This window comes from Exiguobacterium sp. UBA3968, assembly GCF_002385115.1.
Taxonomy (GTDB): domain Bacteria; phylum Bacillota; class Bacilli; order Exiguobacteriales; family Exiguobacteriaceae; genus Exiguobacterium_A.
In genome coordinates, this window is sequence record NZ_DGCW01000005.1 from 2,076,216 (window position 1) to 2,093,798 (window position 17,583).

Below are 17,583 nucleotides of genomic sequence, written 5' to 3' on the forward strand. Positions count from 1 at the left end.
AGGCGCGAATGCGGCGAGGAGGCTCGCCTTCCGCCCGTGGAAAGCGAAGTCTTGCACGAGAATCAACACTTGTGTTTTATAAATACCTTATTGCCCCAGCTGTTGTCTCTTAAGTAAGCGCAACGCTTCCGTCGCAAGACGATGATCTGCTTCCTGCGATAGACCGGAAACGGTGATCGTACCAACGACACCGACTCCTTCGATCCGGATCGGGAACGACCCACCGGCATCGACATAATCGGCTGGAGAAACAGCATACATCGTATGATACGAGCGATGTTTGCTCTCATTATACCGACGCATGTACAGCGAGCTATAGCCATGTCGCAAGACGACGTTCGATTTCCGGCGAATCCACTCTTCTTGATCCGGTGCCGTACCATCGAGCGCCGCGTAATATAAACGCTGCCCATTCCGTTTGATTTCAACGGCAATCGACAAGTTTTTCTTCATCGCCCGTCCGATCAACTCATGTCCCATCCCGATTGCTTCCGTATTCGTCAGTGACGTCAGGACGAGTTCTTCCTCTTCCGCAAGCAGCACTTTCAATTCTTCCATGCATCCCATTCCTTTCGTAAGAGGCGTCGCCCTTCATCACTGCTGATGCGCACTGCTTCAATCAAGCGCATTGTTTTTTCAGCGTCGCGTAAATCGACAGGTACCCGTCCACCGCGAAGTCCTTCCGCCAACTGTTCGTAAAACGTCGCATAACTGCCTGGAAGTGTCGCGAGGCGCTCAACTGGCTGATCGGCGATCTGGAGATAGCCATAGGAGTCCACTTCATCTTCGCCGAGCTGTCCATCGACAGCATGACCTTTCGCAAGCCGTCCTTCTTGTGGATCCATTCCGTATTTGATGTAACTGCCGCGTGTCGCATGGAACTCAAAACGCGGTGTCGGTCCTTGGATGAAGGATGCCGAGCGAAGAATGACACGCCGCGTACCGTAATGTAGCGTGACATGGAAACCGTCATCGACAACAGCACCGTCACGTTGCAGGTAAACATCGCCCGTCAGAGCATCCGGTTCTCCAAACAAGGCAAGTGCTTGATCGAGTAAGTGTGAGCCGAGATCAAACAGGATGCCGGCACCATCACCCGCTTGTTCCCGCCAACGCTCTCGAACAACCGGGCGATAGCGATCAAAGCGTGACTCAATGACTTGCCAGTCCCCAATTTCGTTCATTTCCATTAATTGTTCAAGTGTCAGGAAGTCCCCGTCAAAGCGACGGTTTTGATAGACGGCGATTTGAACCCCGTGTTGTTTTGCTAACGTTTGCAGCGCCAGTGCTTCTTCGATCGTCACGACGGCCGGCTTTTCGAGTAAGACGTGCTTTTTTGCTTCGATCGCTTGTTTTGCCATTTCGAAATGCAGTGCCGTTGGTGTCGTGATGACGACAAGTTCCGTATTCTCATCTTGCAAAGCTTCAGCGAGTGTCGCGACGACTATCGCCTCACTGAAATGTTGTGCCACCTGCTCCGGTCGACTCGAGACGACTTGCGTCACTTCAAATGTCGGTAATGCCTGTAAGAACGGAACGTGAAACGTCACCGCTGAAAAACCAAATCCGACGAGCGTCGTTTGAATCGGGTTCATGTTGTTTCCTCCTCTGTCACGTCGAGATCGACATGATAATGATCTAATCGTTCTTGCCACGTTGCGTCTGGTACTTGATCGGTGACGAGCATATCGATTTGTCCCCAATCACAGACTTTATGCAAAAAGCGTTTATTGAATTTCGTATGATCCGCGAGGACGATGACACGGGTCGCACTTCGAATCATCGCTTTCTTTACGACCGCTTCTTCGAGTTGTTCCGCAAAAAGTCCTTCTTCCGTCAACCCACATGCTCCAAGAAAAACACAATCGACTTGATAATTCAGGATGTCGTCTGCCGTCTTGATTCCACTCAAGCTTCGCGCATGCCGGTCGAAACGCCCTCCCGTAACGTACAGCTCAATATCCCTCCGCGCTCCGACGTGATCGGCGATATCGAGTGAGTTCGTGATGACCTGTAGTGAATACGGTGGAAGTGCCCGTGCCATCTCAGATACCGTCGTTGCAGCGTCGAGCAATAAGCGATCATTCGCTTGGACGTGACGCGCCGCGCGCTGTCCGATCCGCCGTTTTTCCGGTTTCTCTGTCCGCTGTTCATATGCAAGCGTCCCACCAGCACGGACTAATCCATTCTTAACACGAATGATCTCCCCTTCTTGTTCGAGGACGATGACGTCACGACGTGCGGTATCTCGTGAAATCTGATACTCCTGCATCAGTTGATCCAGCGAAATTTCAGGACTCGTCTTGATCCATTCCCGCATCTGTTGCAGCCGTTCGATTTGCCCCATCGATTCCTACCTCCTTTTTTCTTTATATTAAGTTTTTTCATTACTATATGCAATTTTATTGCAAATAATTCGATGATAATTCGGGTAAATAATAGAAGACAACTACTTTCAGAACGGAGGAATTGATATGCAAACGATATTGATCACGGGTGCTTCTTCCGGTATCGGTCTGGCGACGGCGCAGCGGTTTGCGGAAACCGGCTGGTCTGTCTACGCTGGTGTTCGGAGTCCGGGTGAGATGACTGTGTCGTTACCGACGCTCACCTTCTTGTCGCTCGATGTCACAGATGAAACAAGCGTGAAGGCAGCCATCCGGAAAATCGAACAAGAGGTCGATCACCTGGACGTTGTATTCTGCAACGCCGGTCATGGTTTACTGCGCGCACTCGGTCAAGCGACAAGTTATGAAATCAAGCAACTCTTCGAAACGAATGTCTTCGGTGTCATCCGAACGATTGAAGCCTGCCTCCCCTTACTCAAACAAGCACCGGAAGGTAGTCACTTACTCGCGACTTCAAGCGTCAGTGGTCTCGTCGGTCAACCGATGAATGAATTGTATTGTGCCAGTAAGTTTGCGATCGAAGGGCTGTTCGAAAGTCTTGCGACCTACTATAAACCGTACTTCAATATCGACGTCACCCTGATTGAACCGGCCGCCGTCGAGACGAACTTTACCGCAAATGTTCTCGATCAACTTGAACGGACGGGTGGCTTACACGAAGACGACTTCAAACCGATCATCACGGCTTATTTGCAGACGTACCGAACGCGGCATGCCGACCGCCAATCGGCAGAAGCTCTGGCTGAGGTGATCTTCGAGGTCGTCCACCGTGACGAACGTCCGTTACGAATCCGGACGACGGAAGCCGATGAACATTTCGTCGCCCATAAGACGCATCATGATCCGTCAGGACTCGAAGGTGTCGCTAAAATACGACGGCTGACATTGAATCTCGATTAATTCCCCTTTTTTAAAATTTCAATCCGCCTAAGCAATCTGCGCCCACTATACTGAGACTATCTATCTAAAAATCATCTCGAAGAGCGGAACGCATGCCATCCTTGTTTCTTTTTACGATCGTCTATCTGATTCCGACCTTCATCATGTTCTATATGTCGATTGATATATTTTTACGCACTCCATCACATCCGCAACACTAACTGCTCAGCTTATTCACGTTCGCTTACTTATGGGATGTTCTTCCTCCATTCAAGAAAAATGCCTCTTCGCTTGAACTTACAGGTTGATCAGGTGATAGATGGTGTCAAACATGCCGGAAAGAATGATTATCTCATTCATGATACGATGGACTCGACGCACCGATCTTAAAGGAGAGATTCGATGATATCTGTACTGACGATTTTTTCACGCCTATTCAAGGGATTGCGCCGCGCCTTTCACTTGTCTTACTTCCGCGGACTACTGATTCTTTGTTTGTTGACACTCGTCTCTGGGACGATCTTCTACAGTACGGAAGAAAACCTTTCGGTCATCGATGCGCTTTACTTTTGCATCACGACACTGAGTACGGTCGGGCATCCGACATTCATCCCGACGACGACGCTCGGTAAGGTCTTCACGATGGCGTATATCACGATCGGCTGCGGGTTGTTCTTGACGTTAATTGCTACCTTGTCATACGTTTTGATTAAACAACCGGAAGAGGATTAAGGGGGAATCAAATATGCGTCAATCTGCCATCCAAAACAATTTCGATTGGTGTCGCCTTGTTTGTGAACAAGTCGGATGCCAGGTGACAGAAACCGAATCGACCTGGCTCGCTAAAGGAAGCGTTCCAAGTTATTATCCGGAACTGATGGTTCGCCTTCCTCATCAGCGAATTAATGCGACAGACGTGTACAGCATCAAGGACTGTACGGCGAGCTATGATTTCTCAAGCGCTGGTCTCAGTCACCTGTTCACAGCGGAATGGATGACCCGTCCCGCCATACTCGATCGTCGCCCTCTTCCCGTCAATTGGTCTGTCGTCACGGATGCCACGCAGTTTACTCGCTTCCAAGCAATCCAAGCGACACCGGAGTTACCGGAATCGTTATGGCAACATCCGGACGTCCGCTTTTTCTATTGCGAAGCACAACAGGCAAGTTGCATCGCCTACTCGAACCAAACGACGACCGGATTGATGTACGTTAGTTCCGACTATCTTGATGAACGCTTATGGGATGATATCGCACGCTTGTGCTCCGCACACTTCCCCGGTCAACCGCTCGTCGGATACGAATACGGTGATCACCTGATCACGGCGCTCGAAGCAGGCTTTGACGACGTTGGTCCACTGGCGGTCTGGATTCGCACGACGCATGAGAATGCATGAAAAAAACCGAACCAATTCCCTTTCTCTTGAAGAGAAGGCGAATCGGTTCGGTTTTTTTTACATCAAGCGACTGATGAACGCGGTCGCGATCCCGAAGTAGACGAGGAGCGACAAGATATCGTTCAACGTCGTGATTAGCGGTCCGGACGCAATCGCCGGGTCGATCTTTAAGCGATGTAAGATGAGCGGAATGATCGTTCCAGCCAGTGTTCCAAAAATCAGCGTGATGACGAGTGAGCTGCCGACGACAAGACCTAAGACGGCACTTCCTTGCCAGACGTACGCAATGATAGCAATCAAGACGCCACAAATGACACCAATGATCAAACCAACCCAAAGTTCTCGTAGGATTAATCGCGTCGCGACCCGCTTATCGACTTCACGCGTGATCAATCCACGGACGACGACCGCGAGCGATTGGGTACCGGTATTTCCGGTCATCCCAGCAATCATTGGCATGAAAAAGGCGAGCGCGACAACTTTTGAAAGCGTCTCTTCGAACTGACTGATGATCGATCCGGAGACGAGCCCGATGAACAGTAACAAGACGAGCCATGGCAAGCGCCGGGTTGCAGCAATCCACGGCTTCGTCTCGAAATCAATTGATTTACCGGATGCTGAGAGTTTCTCGATGTCTTCATTCGCTTCTTCCCGTAAGACATCGAGTGCATCATCGACCGTGATCAATCCGACGAGAACATCGCCTTCGACGACCGGTAGCGAAACGAGATCGTAGCGTTCGAACAATTGCGCGACCTCTTCCTGATCGGTCTCTGCTGCGACCCGAATCACCTTCGTCTCCATGACATCGCTGATTCGTTCCGTATTTTCAGCTAAGATGACGTCCCGGTATGAGATGACACCGACGAGTTCACTGAGTTGATTGACGACGTACACGTAATTGATCGTCTCCGAGTATTCGATGTAGTCACGCATCTTCTCGACCGTCTCACCGACCGTGAAATCCTCTCCCACCCAGATGAACCGGTTCGTCATCAAACGCCCTGCCGTCTCCGGTGGATACGTCAAGAGATTGCGGACGATCAGTGCCTCGTCTGTCCGCATGCTACCAAGCAAACGGTCAGTTTCTTCTGGTCCCAGTTCCTCCAGTAAATCCGCGACATCATCGTTTTCCATTAAATCGAGGACATGCCCGGCGCGCTCGACGTCTAAACGACGCAAGACGGCAAGACGTTGCTCTCCTTCGAGCTCCTCAAGCACATCTGCCAATCGTTCGTGATCGAGATAATCGAGGAGTCGTGCTTGATCGTCTTCTCCTAATTCTTCATACACTTGCGCGATGTCATACGGATAGACTTCTTCGATGACTTGCTGTGCTTGCTCTCGCTTTTCCTTCGCAAGCGCATCGAGCAATAGCCACTTCCATTGTTGTTCTGCTGTCTGACGCAATCTCCTCACCCCCATACGATTCTGCCTTTTCATCTTAGCACGAGTTGATTCGCGATCGATATCGAAAAACAGTTGACAACTGTTTCTCACGGCTTTAAAGTTTGCCTTAAGGAAACATTATTAGTAGACCGAATCTTTCTCTAGTAATGAATCATCAAAAATTTTTAATCTACTTTTTGCCCTAAGGAAACTTTCCTTCTCTATACCATAAAACCAAAGGAGTGAGCATTCATGTACGCCCTTGATGTTAACCGTCTCACGGTCTCCTATTTTGATACCCATGCACTCGCCGATGTATCCGTCCGTCTTCCGGTCGCTTCGCTGATTGGTATCATCGGACCGAATGGTGCCGGTAAATCCACTTTCTTAAAAGCCATCCTCGGTCTGATCCCGGCTCGGATCGAGCAGTTACGCGTACTCGATCAACCACTCGAAGCTGTCCGGTCACGTGTCGCATACGTCCCGCAACGAAGTGCAATTGATTGGGACTTCCCGGTTCGTGTGCAGGATGTCGTGTTGATGGGCTGTTATCCGAAGCTCGGCTTATTCAAACGACCATCGAAAGCACAAAAAGCGTTCGCCATGGAATGTCTCGAACGCGTCGGTATGTCCGATCATGCCGAACGGCAAATCGGTGAACTGTCAGGCGGACAACAACAACGGGTCTTTCTGGCGCGTGCCCTTGCCCAAGAAGCAGAACTACTGTTGCTGGACGAACCGTTCGTCGGTATCGATGTCGCCAGTGAGCAGATGATCATCGAACTCTTACGGACACTCCGAGCCGAAGGGCGGACGATTGTCGTCGTCCACCATGATCTGCATAAAGCAGAGGACTACTTCGACACGTTGATGCTGTTGAACAAACGACTAATCGCTGTCGGTCCTCCGTCTGATATCTTGACGCCGGAGTGGCTCGAACCAGCGTATGGCTTACCGCTATTCGAACGACGTAAGGAGGGACAAGGATGACGTTCATTGAGGCATTATTTCAGTATGAGTTCTTACAAAAAGCGATGATCACCGCCGTCATGGTCGGCATCATCTGCGGCGTGATCGGCTGTTTCATCATCTTACGCGGGATGTCGTTAATGGGTGATGCAATCTCGCACGCCGTTTTACCTGGTGTTGCGATTTCTTATCTACTCGGGATCAACTTCTTGATCGGTGCCATCGTCACAGGTCTCGTGACGGCACTTGGAATCGGCTTCGTCAGCCAAAACAGTCGCATCAAGAACGACACAGCGATCGGCATCCTCTTCACGTCCGCCTTCGCCCTCGGGATCATCTTGATTTCGTTCTTGCGCAGCAGTAGCGATCTCTATCACATTTTGTTCGGCAACGTCCTCGCGGTCCGTCCGAGCGATATGTGGATGACCGTCATCATCGGATTGATCGTCCTCGGGGGAATCTTCTTGTTCTACAAAGAGTTGCTGATCAGTTCCTTTGACCCGACAATGGCGCAAGCCTATGGACTATCGACACGCTGGATTCACTATGGATTGATGACATTGCTGACACTCGTCACCGTCGCTTCCCTTCAGACGGTCGGCATCATCCTCGTCGTTGCGATGCTGATCACACCAGCTGCGACAGCGTATTTACTGACGAACCATCTCTCGCGGATGCTGTTCCTAGCAGCAGGCTTCGGTACGCTGTCCGCCATCGTCGGACTGTATTTCAGCTTCACCTACAATTTATCCTCTGGTGCATCGATCGTCCTCGTCGCGACGACGCTGTTCGCACTCGTCTTCATCTTTTCACCACGTCACGGTCTGATGCGTCACCGGAAACGAAAGGAGTCTACTGTATGAAATTAAAATTTTTCCTGTTCGTCCTCCTCAGCACAGTCTTGCTTGCTGCTTGTTCGACACCAGCAGAAGATAACGGAAAGCTGAAGGTCGTTGCGACGTATTCAATCCTCGCTGATCTCGCCCGCGAAGTTGGTCGTGAACACGTTGATGTTCACAGCATGGTTAAGATTGGGGCAAATCCGCATGAGTATGATCCACTTCCGGCAGACGTACAAGCGATGGCGGATGCGGATGTCGTTTTCTATAACGGTCTGAATCTTGAAGCCGGCGGTGCTTGGTTCGACAAACTTCGGGCAACGACTGGCAAAGACGCGTCTGACGCGCCAGTCTATCGTTTAAGTCAAGGCGTCGAACCAAAGTACCTGACGACGAAAGGCAAGGAATCAGAAACCGATCCGCATGCTTGGCTCGATGTGAGTAACGGCATTCAATACGTCGAAAACGTCAAGCAGGCATTGATCAAGGAAGATCCGAAGCACAAAGCGGACTACGAGAAAAATGTCGAGGCTTACATCAAACAACTGCAGACGCTTGATCAGGAAGCGAAAAAGCAGTTTGCCGACATTCCGAAAGCAGAACGTCACCTCGTCACGAGTGAAGGTGCCTTCAAATACTTCGGAACTGCCTATGACGTCAAAGCGGATTATATTTGGGAGATCAACTCGGATAATCAAGGAACGCCGGCACAAGTCCGCCGGATCGTCGATACGATCAAGGAGCAAGACATCCCTGTCCTATTCGTCGAAACAAGCGTCGACCGGCGGAGTATGGAGACTGTCTCTCGTGAGACCGGCGTTCCGATCGCTGGCACACTTTTCACCGACTCGCTCGGAGCACCGGGTAAAGACGGCGACACGTACTACAGTATGATGCAAGCGAACATCAAGACGATCACACAAGCACTCACGAAATAAGCGTCAATAAATCGTCATGCTTTCATCGTTTTACTTTCCTTATAATGAAGGTAAGACAATGAAAGAGAGGCCGACTATGCAAAGACGACTGTATCGTTTTGGACTTCCACTTAGTCTCAGCCTGTTGCTCGCTGCATGCGGGACGGCTGAACAGACGGATACTCCAAAAACAGAACACACGAATCACGAAGATCACGCTGACCATGCCAGTCACGGTGCCGATGATCAACTCGAGAAGACCGCGGGACCGGACACGTTACCTGCTTTTCTCGATGAGCAGGATCAATCGATTCAAACAATCTATCGCTCCGTCGCTAAACATCCCGATTTATTGAAGAAGATGCCATGTTATTGCGGTTGTGGTGAATCTGCGGGTCATACGAGCAACTATGACTGCTTCATCGAAGAACAGAACGCTACGTCAACGACCTGGACGACGCACGGCATTACGTGTGGTACGTGTCTCGATATCGCGGCACAGTCGATCGTCGCTTATCAAAAAGGTAGCTCCGTCAAGGAAATTCGGACTGCAATCGATCAAACTTATGCGAAGACCGGTGTCACACCGACGCCAACGCCAGCACTTTAATAAACAGTCCGCCCTCCTCGCGATGAACGTAAGGAAAGGCGGACTGTTTTTTTATCTCATGTGGAGCGTTCTTAACTTCTAGCTCGCAAGACGAGCGGTCGACCCGACAACAGCTCATCCAGTTGATAGTACGTATGTGCCCGAATCGGTCGATCCGTTCGTGGTAAGTGACGAAGTTCATATGCTACTTCGAGTAAGTAAAATTTGTATTCCTCCCCTTCATCAAAACCAAAGCTTGCGCGACGTTCTTCGATATACGCAAGGACACGCTCCTGTTGCGAGAACGAGAGCCGCTGGACTTGTGGGGCGAGTGCCTCGTGCGGAGAGAGCACGATTTCCCGCTCCGTGCGATACAGTCGATGCATGACGCCACCACTTTGACGTAAGGCAATCAAACGCGCGGGTCGATACGGACGGGGGTGCGGATGAGCATGGACGAGGTAACGTTCAATCGTGACTTGAGTCGTTCCTGCCGGTAGAGAGATGACGTCATACATACAAAATCGCTCCTTCTCGAAAATGGATAGCTACTCTCATATGCTACCATATCTATCCAGCATTCTTCCGTTGATGACAGAAGGGGAATCCGTTTTCAAAGTTTCGCAACTGGTTTTAAGACCGAGCGGGCGTGGAACAGATGGAGAGAAACGATTCCTATCTGGAAAGGATGATTGTTGATGTCGAATATGTCCGCTGTCGGTTTCCACCGACACTTACCTTTAACGGAACAAGATAGTCTGATTGATCTGGAACTACCACGACCAGAAGCAACAGGACACGATCTCTTAGTTGAGATCAAAGCTGTCTCCGTCAACCCGGTCGATACGAAAGTCCGTGCCCACGGGAAAGACGAAGACGCCCCGAAGGTCATCGGTTATGATGCAGCGGGAGTCGTCGTTGAAGTCGGCGATGATGCCTCCCTCTTCCAAGTCGGTGATGAAGTGTATTACGCTGGTGCAATTCAGCGCCCTGGATCAAACAGCGACTTCCAACTCGTCGATGAACGAATTGTTGCTAAAAAACCGGAACGGTTGACGTTCAGTGAAGCGGCTGCTCTCCCGTTGACGACGCTGACAGCCTATGAAGCATTGACCGATCGTCTCGGATTGACGTTTGATGCTAAGTCGAATCTTAAGAAGACAATCCTCATCATCGGAGCCGCTGGCGGTGTCGGTTCGATTGCGACACAACTTGCGAATCACGCTGGATTGACGGTCATCGGTACCGCGTCACGCGACGAGACGATTGATTGGGCGAAGGAACACGGCGCGCATCATACGATCAATCACCACGAGGCATTCCGTCCTCAACTCGAAGCTCTCGGTTACAAATACGTCGACTATATCTTCTGTCTCAATGCGACGGACCAACATTTTGAAGCGATGGTCGATGTGATCGCACCGCAAGGAAAAATCTGTAGTATCGTCGAGACGGATCAAAAACTCGATTTGAGTGCGCTCCAACAAAAGAGTGCGACGTTCGTCTGGGAATTCATGTTCACGCGCCCGCTGTTTATGACAGATGATATGATTCGTCAGCATGAGATTCTAACGCAAGTCGCAGCTTGGATTGAAGAGCATACGCTCGAGACGACGGTGACACAGACATTGATCGGCATGAACGCCGACAATCTAAAAGAAGCACACCGCCTCGTCGAAAGTGGAAAAACGATTGGAAAGATTGTCGTTGAACATCATTAATGGACATCAAAGCAGGATGGGAGCAGGCTCCCACCCTGCTTTTTTTGTCGTTCTTTGTTTTCTTGTGAACGTGAATCTCTTACTTTGAAGATATTTTATACATTATGACTATATTTATTCGTCTAAAAAATGTACGATTACGGTAACAAATATTCCAACGTAATACATCTAATCGACCCTCGACTCACATGTACAAAGGAGCATCCATAATCCATATGCGAAAATGGTTCAATCAAAAAATCAGCCGACAGATCATGTCGTCATTTTACTTAATCCTTATCACCTTATCCGTCTCCTCCTTGGCTGCTTATTTTTATACGAACCACCAAGTCATGGATGCCAAACAACAGCTCGATGCGATCAGCATGCGCGAAGATCGCGCAACAAAACTATGGGACGATTGGCAGTCCCTTCAATACGAGATGCGGGGTTATATCGTCTTCGGAGATGACGCCGTGCTCGACGTGATTGATGAAAAGAAGGCATCACTCGAACAACAGACGGCTTGGTTTGAAAAGAATCGTCTCTACAAGGCGGATCAAATCTATGCGTCTGATATCCGGTCGCTCTATAATTCTTATACCAATTTCGTCATGCCCAGCTTGATTAAATACGTCCAAGCAAAGCAATCGGGCACGATTGACGAGCGTTTCCTGCAGATGCCGAGTCTAAAAGCGATGATGCCACAAGTACCTCGGGACCCGAATCGGAAGTTCAAGATGAATGCCTCGAACAGTGAAACGATGCGTAAAAGTGTCAACACGATGGAGAGTACGTTCACGAACTACCGGAGTAGTCTCCGCGCGAAAGAACTCGGTGCAAAAGAACAGCTTGTCACGCAGACGAAGTACGCTGAGTGGATTTGGCTCGTCAACCTGATCGTGTTGTTCCTCGTCATCTTGCTGATCGTCCGCCCGTTCATCGAACGGACGACGCGACAAATCCACCTTCTCAGCAAGGAGAGCAAGCTCCTTGCAAGTGGTGAGCATACGTTACCGTTGATTCCACTGAACCGTGCTGACGAGATCGGTGAATTGAGTAAATCGTTCCATCAGATGGCGACAGCCTTGATTGAAAACAAACACCAATTGATGTCGACGAACGTCACTCTCGAAGATGCGTTGAAACTGACGCAACGGAACGAGTCCCATTTACGGCTACGTAATCAATTGACGGAGACACTAGCGTCGCGTGATAGCATCAGTGCCTATCCTGCCGTCATTCAAAAGATGGTTGAAATCACGAATGCGACACAAGGTGCCTTGATTTTCAAAGATGGTACGAAAGTGATCGATATCGTCTTTTATCCGCAGACACCGCTCACAGTCGAAGATTGGATGCCAACGATTGAGCCGTTATTACGTGAGTCGCGACAAGACAAACGACCGCATACGCAGTTCGAAGATGAAGTCGCGCGCGCTGTCACACCGGTTCTTGATCCGAGTCAAAATGAGATCATCGCCTATATATTCTTGTCCCGTAATCAAGATCGGTTTGATCGTTACGAGCAAGAAGAACTCGCTGCCTTCGCGCGTCAGCTAGCGTTGTCACTCCTACGGATGCGGACGTTCGACGAGATTGAACGCGAACGGGAAAAAACAGCGCGACTGTTGAACTCGATCCGTGAATCGATCGTCTATATCGAACCAGAAGGTGACATCCAGTTGATCAACCGACCATTGCTCGATCTGTTTGACCATCCGGTTGATGACAGTCTCGATGAGAATGGGCTGATGAACATCACTCCGTCTGTCGTTCAACTCAAGCATCGCGTCGACCAACTACCGGAATTCGAACGTTACTTGAAAAAGACGTTCGTGAAACGAGAAATCGGTGAAGGAACCACCTTCTCGATCGATCACGAGCGACGCTTCATCAAGACGTACTCCGAGAGCATTCATTATGGTGGACAGTTCCGCGGGATTCTACTCGTCTTACGTGACGTGACGAATGAAGTCGAGATTGACCGGATCAAAAACGAACTCGTCTCGACGATCTCACACGAACTGCGGACACCACTCTCGTCGATCTATGGCTTTACTGAGCTGATGATTCAGCGTGACCTACCACCGAAACGACAGAAGAAGTATCTCGAAGCGGTCCATTCGGAAACAGAACGTCTCTCGCTGTTGATCAATGACTTCCTCGACTTGCAACGGATGGAAGCAAACCGTCAGGAATATGAGATGGCACCGTTCGATATCGTCGCGATGATTCGGGATTTGAAACAGTTGCATAGTCTGTCGTCTTCTTCCCATGCGATTGAAATATTACGAAACGTCGAACCATTGATCGTCGAAGGGGATGCGAAGAAGATTCGCCAATTATTCAGTAACCTGATCAACAATGCGATCAAATACTCACCAGCTGGTGGAACGATCGATATTCAACTGACGCGACACGCGTCACGTGTCACGGTCGCGATTCAAGATGAGGGTATCGGGATTCCGGCTTCTGCGATGAGTAACCTGTTCCAAAAATTCTATCGTGTTGACAATTCGGACACCCGTCAAATCGGCGGTACTGGTCTTGGGCTCTCGATCTGTCGCGAAATTGCGCGTGGACATGATGGAGAAATCCATGTCGAGTCGATCGAAGGACAAGGCTCGACGTTCACAGTCGAACTTCCGTTGACACAAAACACATGATGCATACGAAAAAGCGCCAGAATGCGAATCAGCATTCCGGCGCTTTTTGAATTAGGTAATGTTATGAGTTAAGACGGCTTGCCACTTCAACCGTCCGTTTCGCTTGATGGCGCACGGCTGGTTCGACTGATTCAACCATGTTACCGTCTTGGTCGACAGTGACCGATGTACCATATGGATTTCCGCCCGCTGCGAACAAGACAGGATCCGAATAACCTGGTGCCGCAACGATTGCACCCCAGTGGAACATCGTCGTATAAACTGCGAGAACAGTCGCTTCCTGACCGCCATGCGGATTCTGTGCCGACGACATCGCACTGACGACTTTATTGACGAGTTTGCCTTGTGCCCACAGTCCGCCTGTCGTGTCGAGGAACTGTTGGAATTGTCCTGGGACATGACCGTAACGTGTCGGGACGCTAAAGATAATCGCATCTGCCCAGTCGAGTAGATCCGGTGTCGCTTCTTCGATATCACGTGTGGCTTCCGCATGCTTTTGCCACAATGGGTTCGAAGCGATCGCTTCTGCTGGGGCTGTCTCCTTGATTTTCGCAAGACGGACTTCCGCCCCTGCTGCTTCTCCCGCTTCTTTTGCCCATGAGGCAAGTTGATGGTTCGTTCCGGTTGCGCTGTAATAGATGACCGCTAGTTTCACGTTTGACATGACTTCGCTCCTTTTTTAAAAGACAGTGACGGACGATGGACGTACACGCTTTCTATTCCCGCTTTCCGCGCAAATTAACGTCAATTGTTTGAATTCAAGAGGAAATTCAAACCAATTCCTCGATTAATTCATGAAACGAGCGAACATGACTTCCTGTCTTGGTAATAGTTCTATTTTTGCCTGATTCAGAAACAATCGCCATTTCACCTTCAGATTGTATACTTCCCACATCTATGCGTTCCTCGATTTGCCGTTTAGGGTAAAGACCGATTGACGACACACGTAAGGAGTACTGACCATGGCGATTCGCTACACCCTTTATCTGTTACTTGGCATGCTGAAGTTCATGCTATTTAGTTATTTTACAAAAACCGACCTTTCGCTTCATTTAACACTGATGAATCTTGCTGGCATGCTGATCCTATCGAGCTGGACGTTACTGATTCCGTGGAATAAACGCCGCTGGGTCTGGCTCGGTCTACTGTTAGCGCACAGTTTTCTGCTGGCTTCCGACATGTGGTACTACCGTTACTTCGAGGACTTCCTCTCCGTCTCGCTCCTCTCACAGATGACGCAGATGAGTGACGTTAGTAGCGGCTTCACTGCCTTGATCGTACCGCAAGACTTCCTCTTGTTCGCTGATAGTTTGATTTTCATGGTACTGCTCTTTGTCTTCCGCAAACGACCGGAAGTGGCGACAGCGCAAACACGACGCCGGACAGCTGGACTCCTTGCAGTCAGTGGCATTATTTTGTCTGCCTCGCTGCTGACGTACCGGACGCTAACGGAAGATCGTCAACCGACCGCAGCGATCTCCGATATGCGTGACTACTATCTGTTCGGCTTTTGGGGTTATCACGGGTGGGACGCTTTCAAAGGTGTGACCGGGCGACCGAGCGACGGACTAACGGCTCAGGAGCAACAGCGCATCAACCAAAAGGAGCAGACGAATCCGACCGGTGCGAAAAAGACACCGAACATCATTTTGGTGCAACTCGAGTCGTTCCAGGCTTCTGTCATCGACCAGACCATTAATGGCGAAGAAGTGACGCCGAACCTGAATCAGTTGAAGAAGGAATCGCTCTACTTCTCGTCGTTTTACCACCAGACACATGAAGGACGAACTTCGGACGCTGAGTTCATCACGAACACATCGCTTTACCCGTTGAAATCAGGTTCCGTTTATACGCAATATCCGACGAATGAATTCGAGCCGCTCCCTGCATTACTTGAGAAAAATGGATACGATACGGCAGCGATGCATGCTTACGAGAAAGGCTTCTGGAACCGTGACGATGTCTACAAGAACATCGGTTTTAAGCACTTCTTCAGCCAAAAGGATTATTCAAAAGAAAAAAAGATCGGCATGGCACTGAACGATCAACAGTTCTTCCTCGAATCGATTGATCACATGGAGACGTTGCAAGAACCGTTCTTCTCGTTTTTAGTCGCGTTGACGAGTCATACACCGTATGAGATCGACAAGGAAGATCAGACGCTTGATCTGTCCGGATATGAGGATCCAATGTTGAAACGGTATTATCAGACCGTCCATTACGTCGACACCGGTGTCGGAAAGATGATCGATGAGTTGAAACAACGCAATCTTTGGGACCAGTCCCTCGTCATCTTTTATGGCGATCACGATAGCGGACTCGTCAATGAAGGCAGCGAGATGCGCAAAAAAGCGGATGTTTCGTCTCCGGTTGCAGCTTTCGAACTCGAGCGCCGCATCCCGCTCTTCATCAAAAAACCCGACCAACAAACCGGTCGGGTCATGAAAGAAAACGGCGGACAGATCGATATTGCACCAACGATCATTGATCTATTAAACCTCAAAACGTCCTATATGATGGGGCAATCCCTCATCGACGACAAACCGAATCTGACGGGCTTCCGTGATGGTTCGTTCCGCTATAAAGACTATTACTATGAAGCGGATTTGACGAAAGCATCAGGCGAAGGCACCTGCTATGACGTATCGACTGAGAAAAAGATTGAGATGAAGTTCTGTCGAAATCAAGTGAAGGATGTGAGTAAGCAGTTAAAGCTGTCGGATAAGATTATTGAGGAGAATGAACTGGAGTAATTAAAGAGCATCTAATTTTCTTAAAATAAACAAGCCTGACCTTCTTCACGTCTAGTGAGAAGTCAGGCTTGTTTATTGATCGTTATCTCCACCTACCCTCGAGCCCATCAGTAGAAAGTAAAATGGTCTTCGAGCCATTGCCATTCTTCGTCAAACAAAAGTTCTTTTTTTGTTTGAATGATCCAATGAAATAGTTTAGGAATCGCCTGAGAGGAATGCTGGTATCGATATAAAAATCGAAGAGCGATTATGACTTCATCTGTCTGTATCTGTCGCTTTCGCTTCAATAATATTTGTAAACGTTTGATTACCGGTTCAATCGCTACTTCATCACCATGTCGCTCGATTGCGACTAATGCATATTCCTTAACATTGCCGGATCTACCTTCTAATCCGTTCACAAAAATCGGGAGATGTGATTTATCACCAAGGTTACTTAGTGCAACTAAAGCCGAATGTCTCACATCTCCTCGCGAATGATCCAATAAAGGAGTCAAATAAGGAACGGCTCGCTCTGTTCCAATCGTGGCTAAAACAAAATTAGCACTCATGATATCAAAAGAGTTATTTGATGTCGTAATCAAACGAATTAGCGCATCCTCTGCTATCTCATCTCGACAGGCTCGCAATGCTTGAATCGCAGCTTCTCGAACAGACGACCGAGAATCGTCTATGTATTTTACGATTCGTTCTGTATCAGGAATGCATCGTTGTTTTGCTATTTCTTCTAAGATACTTTCGAGAAGACTCGGCTTTGTTTCTTGCTCCAGTTTTTCAAGCAATAACATCCCTGCACGAACATCTCCCGAATTCACACCAATCGTTCCAATCATAAAATAAAGATGTTGTTTTTGTTCTGCTTGTTTCACTTTGTCGAGTAAAGTGTTCAATATCGGAAGCATATTCGCGTCCCTAAAATGATGGACTCTTTCATAAGCCAGGTCGGATGGTGAGCCTTCGTTCGTATAGCACTTCACTTCTTCATGATAGAGGTATTCTTCATCAGACATCTGTTCAACTAAATATAAAATCTCATCGTCCTTCATATCTTGTAGTTGCTCCTTAACCATTTAAA

17 protein-coding genes are annotated in these 17,583 nt (G+C 49.1%); 10 read left to right on the plus strand and 7 right to left on the minus strand.

Translation table 11 applies throughout. The annotated features are described in order from the left end of the window. Positions 1–87 precede the first annotated feature (87 nt). Genes B3S86_RS12385 through B3S86_RS12395 form a run of 3 tightly spaced genes read right to left on the minus strand, consistent with a single transcriptional unit; the run spans position 88 to position 2,347 of the window. Complete coding sequence (locus B3S86_RS12385) at positions 88–558, minus strand: heme-degrading domain-containing protein (RefSeq protein ID WP_290753058.1); 471 nt, start codon at positions 556–558, stop codon at positions 88–90. Next, complete coding sequence (locus tag B3S86_RS12390) at positions 546–1,595, minus strand: Gfo/Idh/MocA family oxidoreductase (RefSeq protein ID WP_290753061.1); 1,050 nt, start codon at positions 1,593–1,595, stop codon at positions 546–548. Before B3S86_RS12390 ends, B3S86_RS12385 begins: the two co-directional genes overlap by 13 nt. After that, complete coding sequence (locus B3S86_RS12395) at positions 1,592–2,347, minus strand: DeoR/GlpR family DNA-binding transcription regulator (protein ID WP_290753064.1); 756 nt, start codon at positions 2,345–2,347, stop codon at positions 1,592–1,594. The genes B3S86_RS12390 and B3S86_RS12395 overlap by 4 nt, the downstream gene beginning before the upstream one ends. A 127-nt stretch (positions 2,348–2,474) precedes the next feature. Here B3S86_RS12395 and B3S86_RS12400 point away from each other — a divergent pair, with 127 nt between their 5' ends. From B3S86_RS12400 to B3S86_RS12410, 3 genes are all read left to right on the plus strand, one after another. After that, positions 2,475–3,308: an SDR family oxidoreductase gene (locus B3S86_RS12400; protein WP_290753067.1), complete on the plus strand. Its 834-nt coding sequence runs from the start codon at positions 2,475–2,477 to the stop codon at positions 3,306–3,308. A gap of 381 nt (positions 3,309–3,689) precedes the next feature. Further along, on the plus strand, positions 3,690–4,019 hold the full coding sequence (locus tag B3S86_RS12405) for a potassium channel family protein (protein ID WP_035410757.1): 330 nt from the start codon (positions 3,690–3,692) through the stop codon (positions 4,017–4,019). A 13-nt stretch (positions 4,020–4,032) separates the two neighbouring features. Continuing rightward, positions 4,033–4,683: a hypothetical protein gene (locus tag B3S86_RS12410; RefSeq protein WP_290753072.1), complete on the plus strand. Its 651-nt coding sequence runs from the start codon at positions 4,033–4,035 to the stop codon at positions 4,681–4,683. 57 nt (positions 4,684–4,740) lie between these two features. On the opposite strand, the gene mgtE is transcribed toward B3S86_RS12410, so the two are convergent. After that, complete coding sequence (gene mgtE / locus B3S86_RS12415) at positions 4,741–6,093, minus strand: magnesium transporter (protein WP_035410763.1); 1,353 nt, start codon at positions 6,091–6,093, stop codon at positions 4,741–4,743. 231 nt (positions 6,094–6,324) lie between these two features. Between mgtE and B3S86_RS12420 the strand changes: the two genes are divergently transcribed. The 4 genes from B3S86_RS12420 (at position 6,325) to B3S86_RS12435 (ending at position 9,407) form a co-directional block, all read left to right on the plus strand. After that, the gene (locus B3S86_RS12420) at positions 6,325–7,062 is read left to right on the plus strand and encodes a metal ABC transporter ATP-binding protein (protein WP_290753078.1); all 738 of its coding nucleotides are present in this window, start codon (positions 6,325–6,327) and stop codon (positions 7,060–7,062) included. Further along, positions 7,059–7,904, plus strand: coding sequence for a metal ABC transporter permease (locus B3S86_RS12425; RefSeq protein WP_290753081.1), 846 nt, complete (start codon positions 7,059–7,061; stop codon positions 7,902–7,904). The genes B3S86_RS12420 and B3S86_RS12425 overlap by 4 nt, the downstream gene beginning before the upstream one ends. Further along, entirely contained in the window at positions 7,901–8,818 is a 918-nt protein-coding gene (locus B3S86_RS12430; RefSeq protein ID WP_290753084.1) for a metal ABC transporter substrate-binding protein, read from the plus strand. Before B3S86_RS12425 ends, B3S86_RS12430 begins: the two co-directional genes overlap by 4 nt. Positions 8,819–8,894: 76 nt before the next feature. Then, positions 8,895–9,407 (plus strand): PCYCGC domain-containing protein, encoded by a 513-nt coding sequence (locus B3S86_RS12435; protein ID WP_214852058.1) that lies wholly within the window; start codon positions 8,895–8,897, stop codon positions 9,405–9,407. Positions 9,408–9,478: 71 nt separating this feature from the next. On the opposite strand, the gene B3S86_RS12440 is transcribed toward B3S86_RS12435, so the two are convergent. After that, positions 9,479–9,904 (minus strand): hypothetical protein, encoded by a 426-nt coding sequence (locus B3S86_RS12440; protein WP_035410778.1) that lies wholly within the window; start codon positions 9,902–9,904, stop codon positions 9,479–9,481. Positions 9,905–10,093: 189 nt separating this feature from the next. On the opposite strand from B3S86_RS12440, the gene B3S86_RS12445 reads away from it, so the two are divergent. Next, positions 10,094–11,107: a zinc-binding alcohol dehydrogenase family protein gene (locus tag B3S86_RS12445; RefSeq protein WP_290753295.1), complete on the plus strand. Its 1,014-nt coding sequence runs from the start codon at positions 10,094–10,096 to the stop codon at positions 11,105–11,107. Positions 11,108–11,322: 215 nt separating this feature from the next. Continuing rightward, complete coding sequence (locus tag B3S86_RS12450) at positions 11,323–13,755, plus strand: HAMP domain-containing sensor histidine kinase (protein ID WP_290753091.1); 2,433 nt, start codon at positions 11,323–11,325, stop codon at positions 13,753–13,755. Between the two features lie 61 nt (positions 13,756–13,816). Here B3S86_RS12450 and wrbA read toward each other — a convergent pair whose 3' ends face one another. Then, on the minus strand, positions 13,817–14,419 hold the full coding sequence (wrbA, locus tag B3S86_RS12455) for an NAD(P)H:quinone oxidoreductase (RefSeq protein WP_035410786.1): 603 nt from the start codon (positions 14,417–14,419) through the stop codon (positions 13,817–13,819). A 298-nt stretch (positions 14,420–14,717) separates the two neighbouring features. Between wrbA and B3S86_RS12460 the strand changes: the two genes are divergently transcribed. Beyond that, positions 14,718–16,508, plus strand: a complete 1,791-nt coding sequence (locus B3S86_RS12460; protein WP_290753096.1) for an LTA synthase family protein — start codon at positions 14,718–14,720, stop codon at positions 16,506–16,508. 107 nt (positions 16,509–16,615) lie between these two features. Here the strand turns inward: B3S86_RS12460 and B3S86_RS12465 are convergent, their stop codons facing one another. Then, positions 16,616–17,554: a HEAT repeat domain-containing protein gene (locus B3S86_RS12465; RefSeq protein ID WP_290753099.1), complete on the minus strand. Its 939-nt coding sequence runs from the start codon at positions 17,552–17,554 to the stop codon at positions 16,616–16,618. Positions 17,555–17,583: the final 29 nt, after the last annotated feature.

Bases quoted from the DNA above. Each gene is read 5' to 3' on its own strand.
- B3S86_RS12385 (WP_290753058.1), bottom strand. From the start codon at position 558: ATGGAAGAATTGAAAGTGCTGCTTGCGGAAGAGGAAGAACTCGTCCTG.
- B3S86_RS12390 (WP_290753061.1), bottom strand. From the start codon at position 1,595: ATGAACCCGATTCAAACGACGCTCGTCGGATTTGGTTTTTCAGCGGTG.
- B3S86_RS12395 (WP_290753064.1), bottom strand. From the start codon at position 2,347: ATGGGGCAAATCGAACGGCTGCAACAGATGCGGGAATGGATCAAGACG.
- B3S86_RS12400 (WP_290753067.1), top strand. From the start codon at position 2,475: ATGCAAACGATATTGATCACGGGTGCTTCTTCCGGTATCGGTCTGGCG.
- B3S86_RS12405 (WP_035410757.1), top strand. From the start codon at position 3,690: ATGATATCTGTACTGACGATTTTTTCACGCCTATTCAAGGGATTGCGC.
- B3S86_RS12410 (WP_290753072.1), top strand. From the start codon at position 4,033: ATGCGTCAATCTGCCATCCAAAACAATTTCGATTGGTGTCGCCTTGTT.
- B3S86_RS12420 (WP_290753078.1), top strand. From the start codon at position 6,325: ATGTACGCCCTTGATGTTAACCGTCTCACGGTCTCCTATTTTGATACC.
- B3S86_RS12425 (WP_290753081.1), top strand. From the start codon at position 7,059: ATGACGTTCATTGAGGCATTATTTCAGTATGAGTTCTTACAAAAAGCG.
- B3S86_RS12430 (WP_290753084.1), top strand. From the start codon at position 7,901: ATGAAATTAAAATTTTTCCTGTTCGTCCTCCTCAGCACAGTCTTGCTT.
- B3S86_RS12435 (WP_214852058.1), top strand. From the start codon at position 8,895: ATGCAAAGACGACTGTATCGTTTTGGACTTCCACTTAGTCTCAGCCTG.
- B3S86_RS12440 (WP_035410778.1), bottom strand. From the start codon at position 9,904: ATGTATGACGTCATCTCTCTACCGGCAGGAACGACTCAAGTCACGATT.
- B3S86_RS12445 (WP_290753295.1), top strand. From the start codon at position 10,094: ATGTCCGCTGTCGGTTTCCACCGACACTTACCTTTAACGGAACAAGAT.
- B3S86_RS12450 (WP_290753091.1), top strand. From the start codon at position 11,323: ATGCGAAAATGGTTCAATCAAAAAATCAGCCGACAGATCATGTCGTCA.
- wrbA (WP_035410786.1), bottom strand. From the start codon at position 14,419: ATGTCAAACGTGAAACTAGCGGTCATCTATTACAGCGCAACCGGAACG.
- B3S86_RS12460 (WP_290753096.1), top strand. From the start codon at position 14,718: ATGGCGATTCGCTACACCCTTTATCTGTTACTTGGCATGCTGAAGTTC.
- B3S86_RS12465 (WP_290753099.1), bottom strand. From the start codon at position 17,554: ATGAAGGACGATGAGATTTTATATTTAGTTGAACAGATGTCTGATGAA.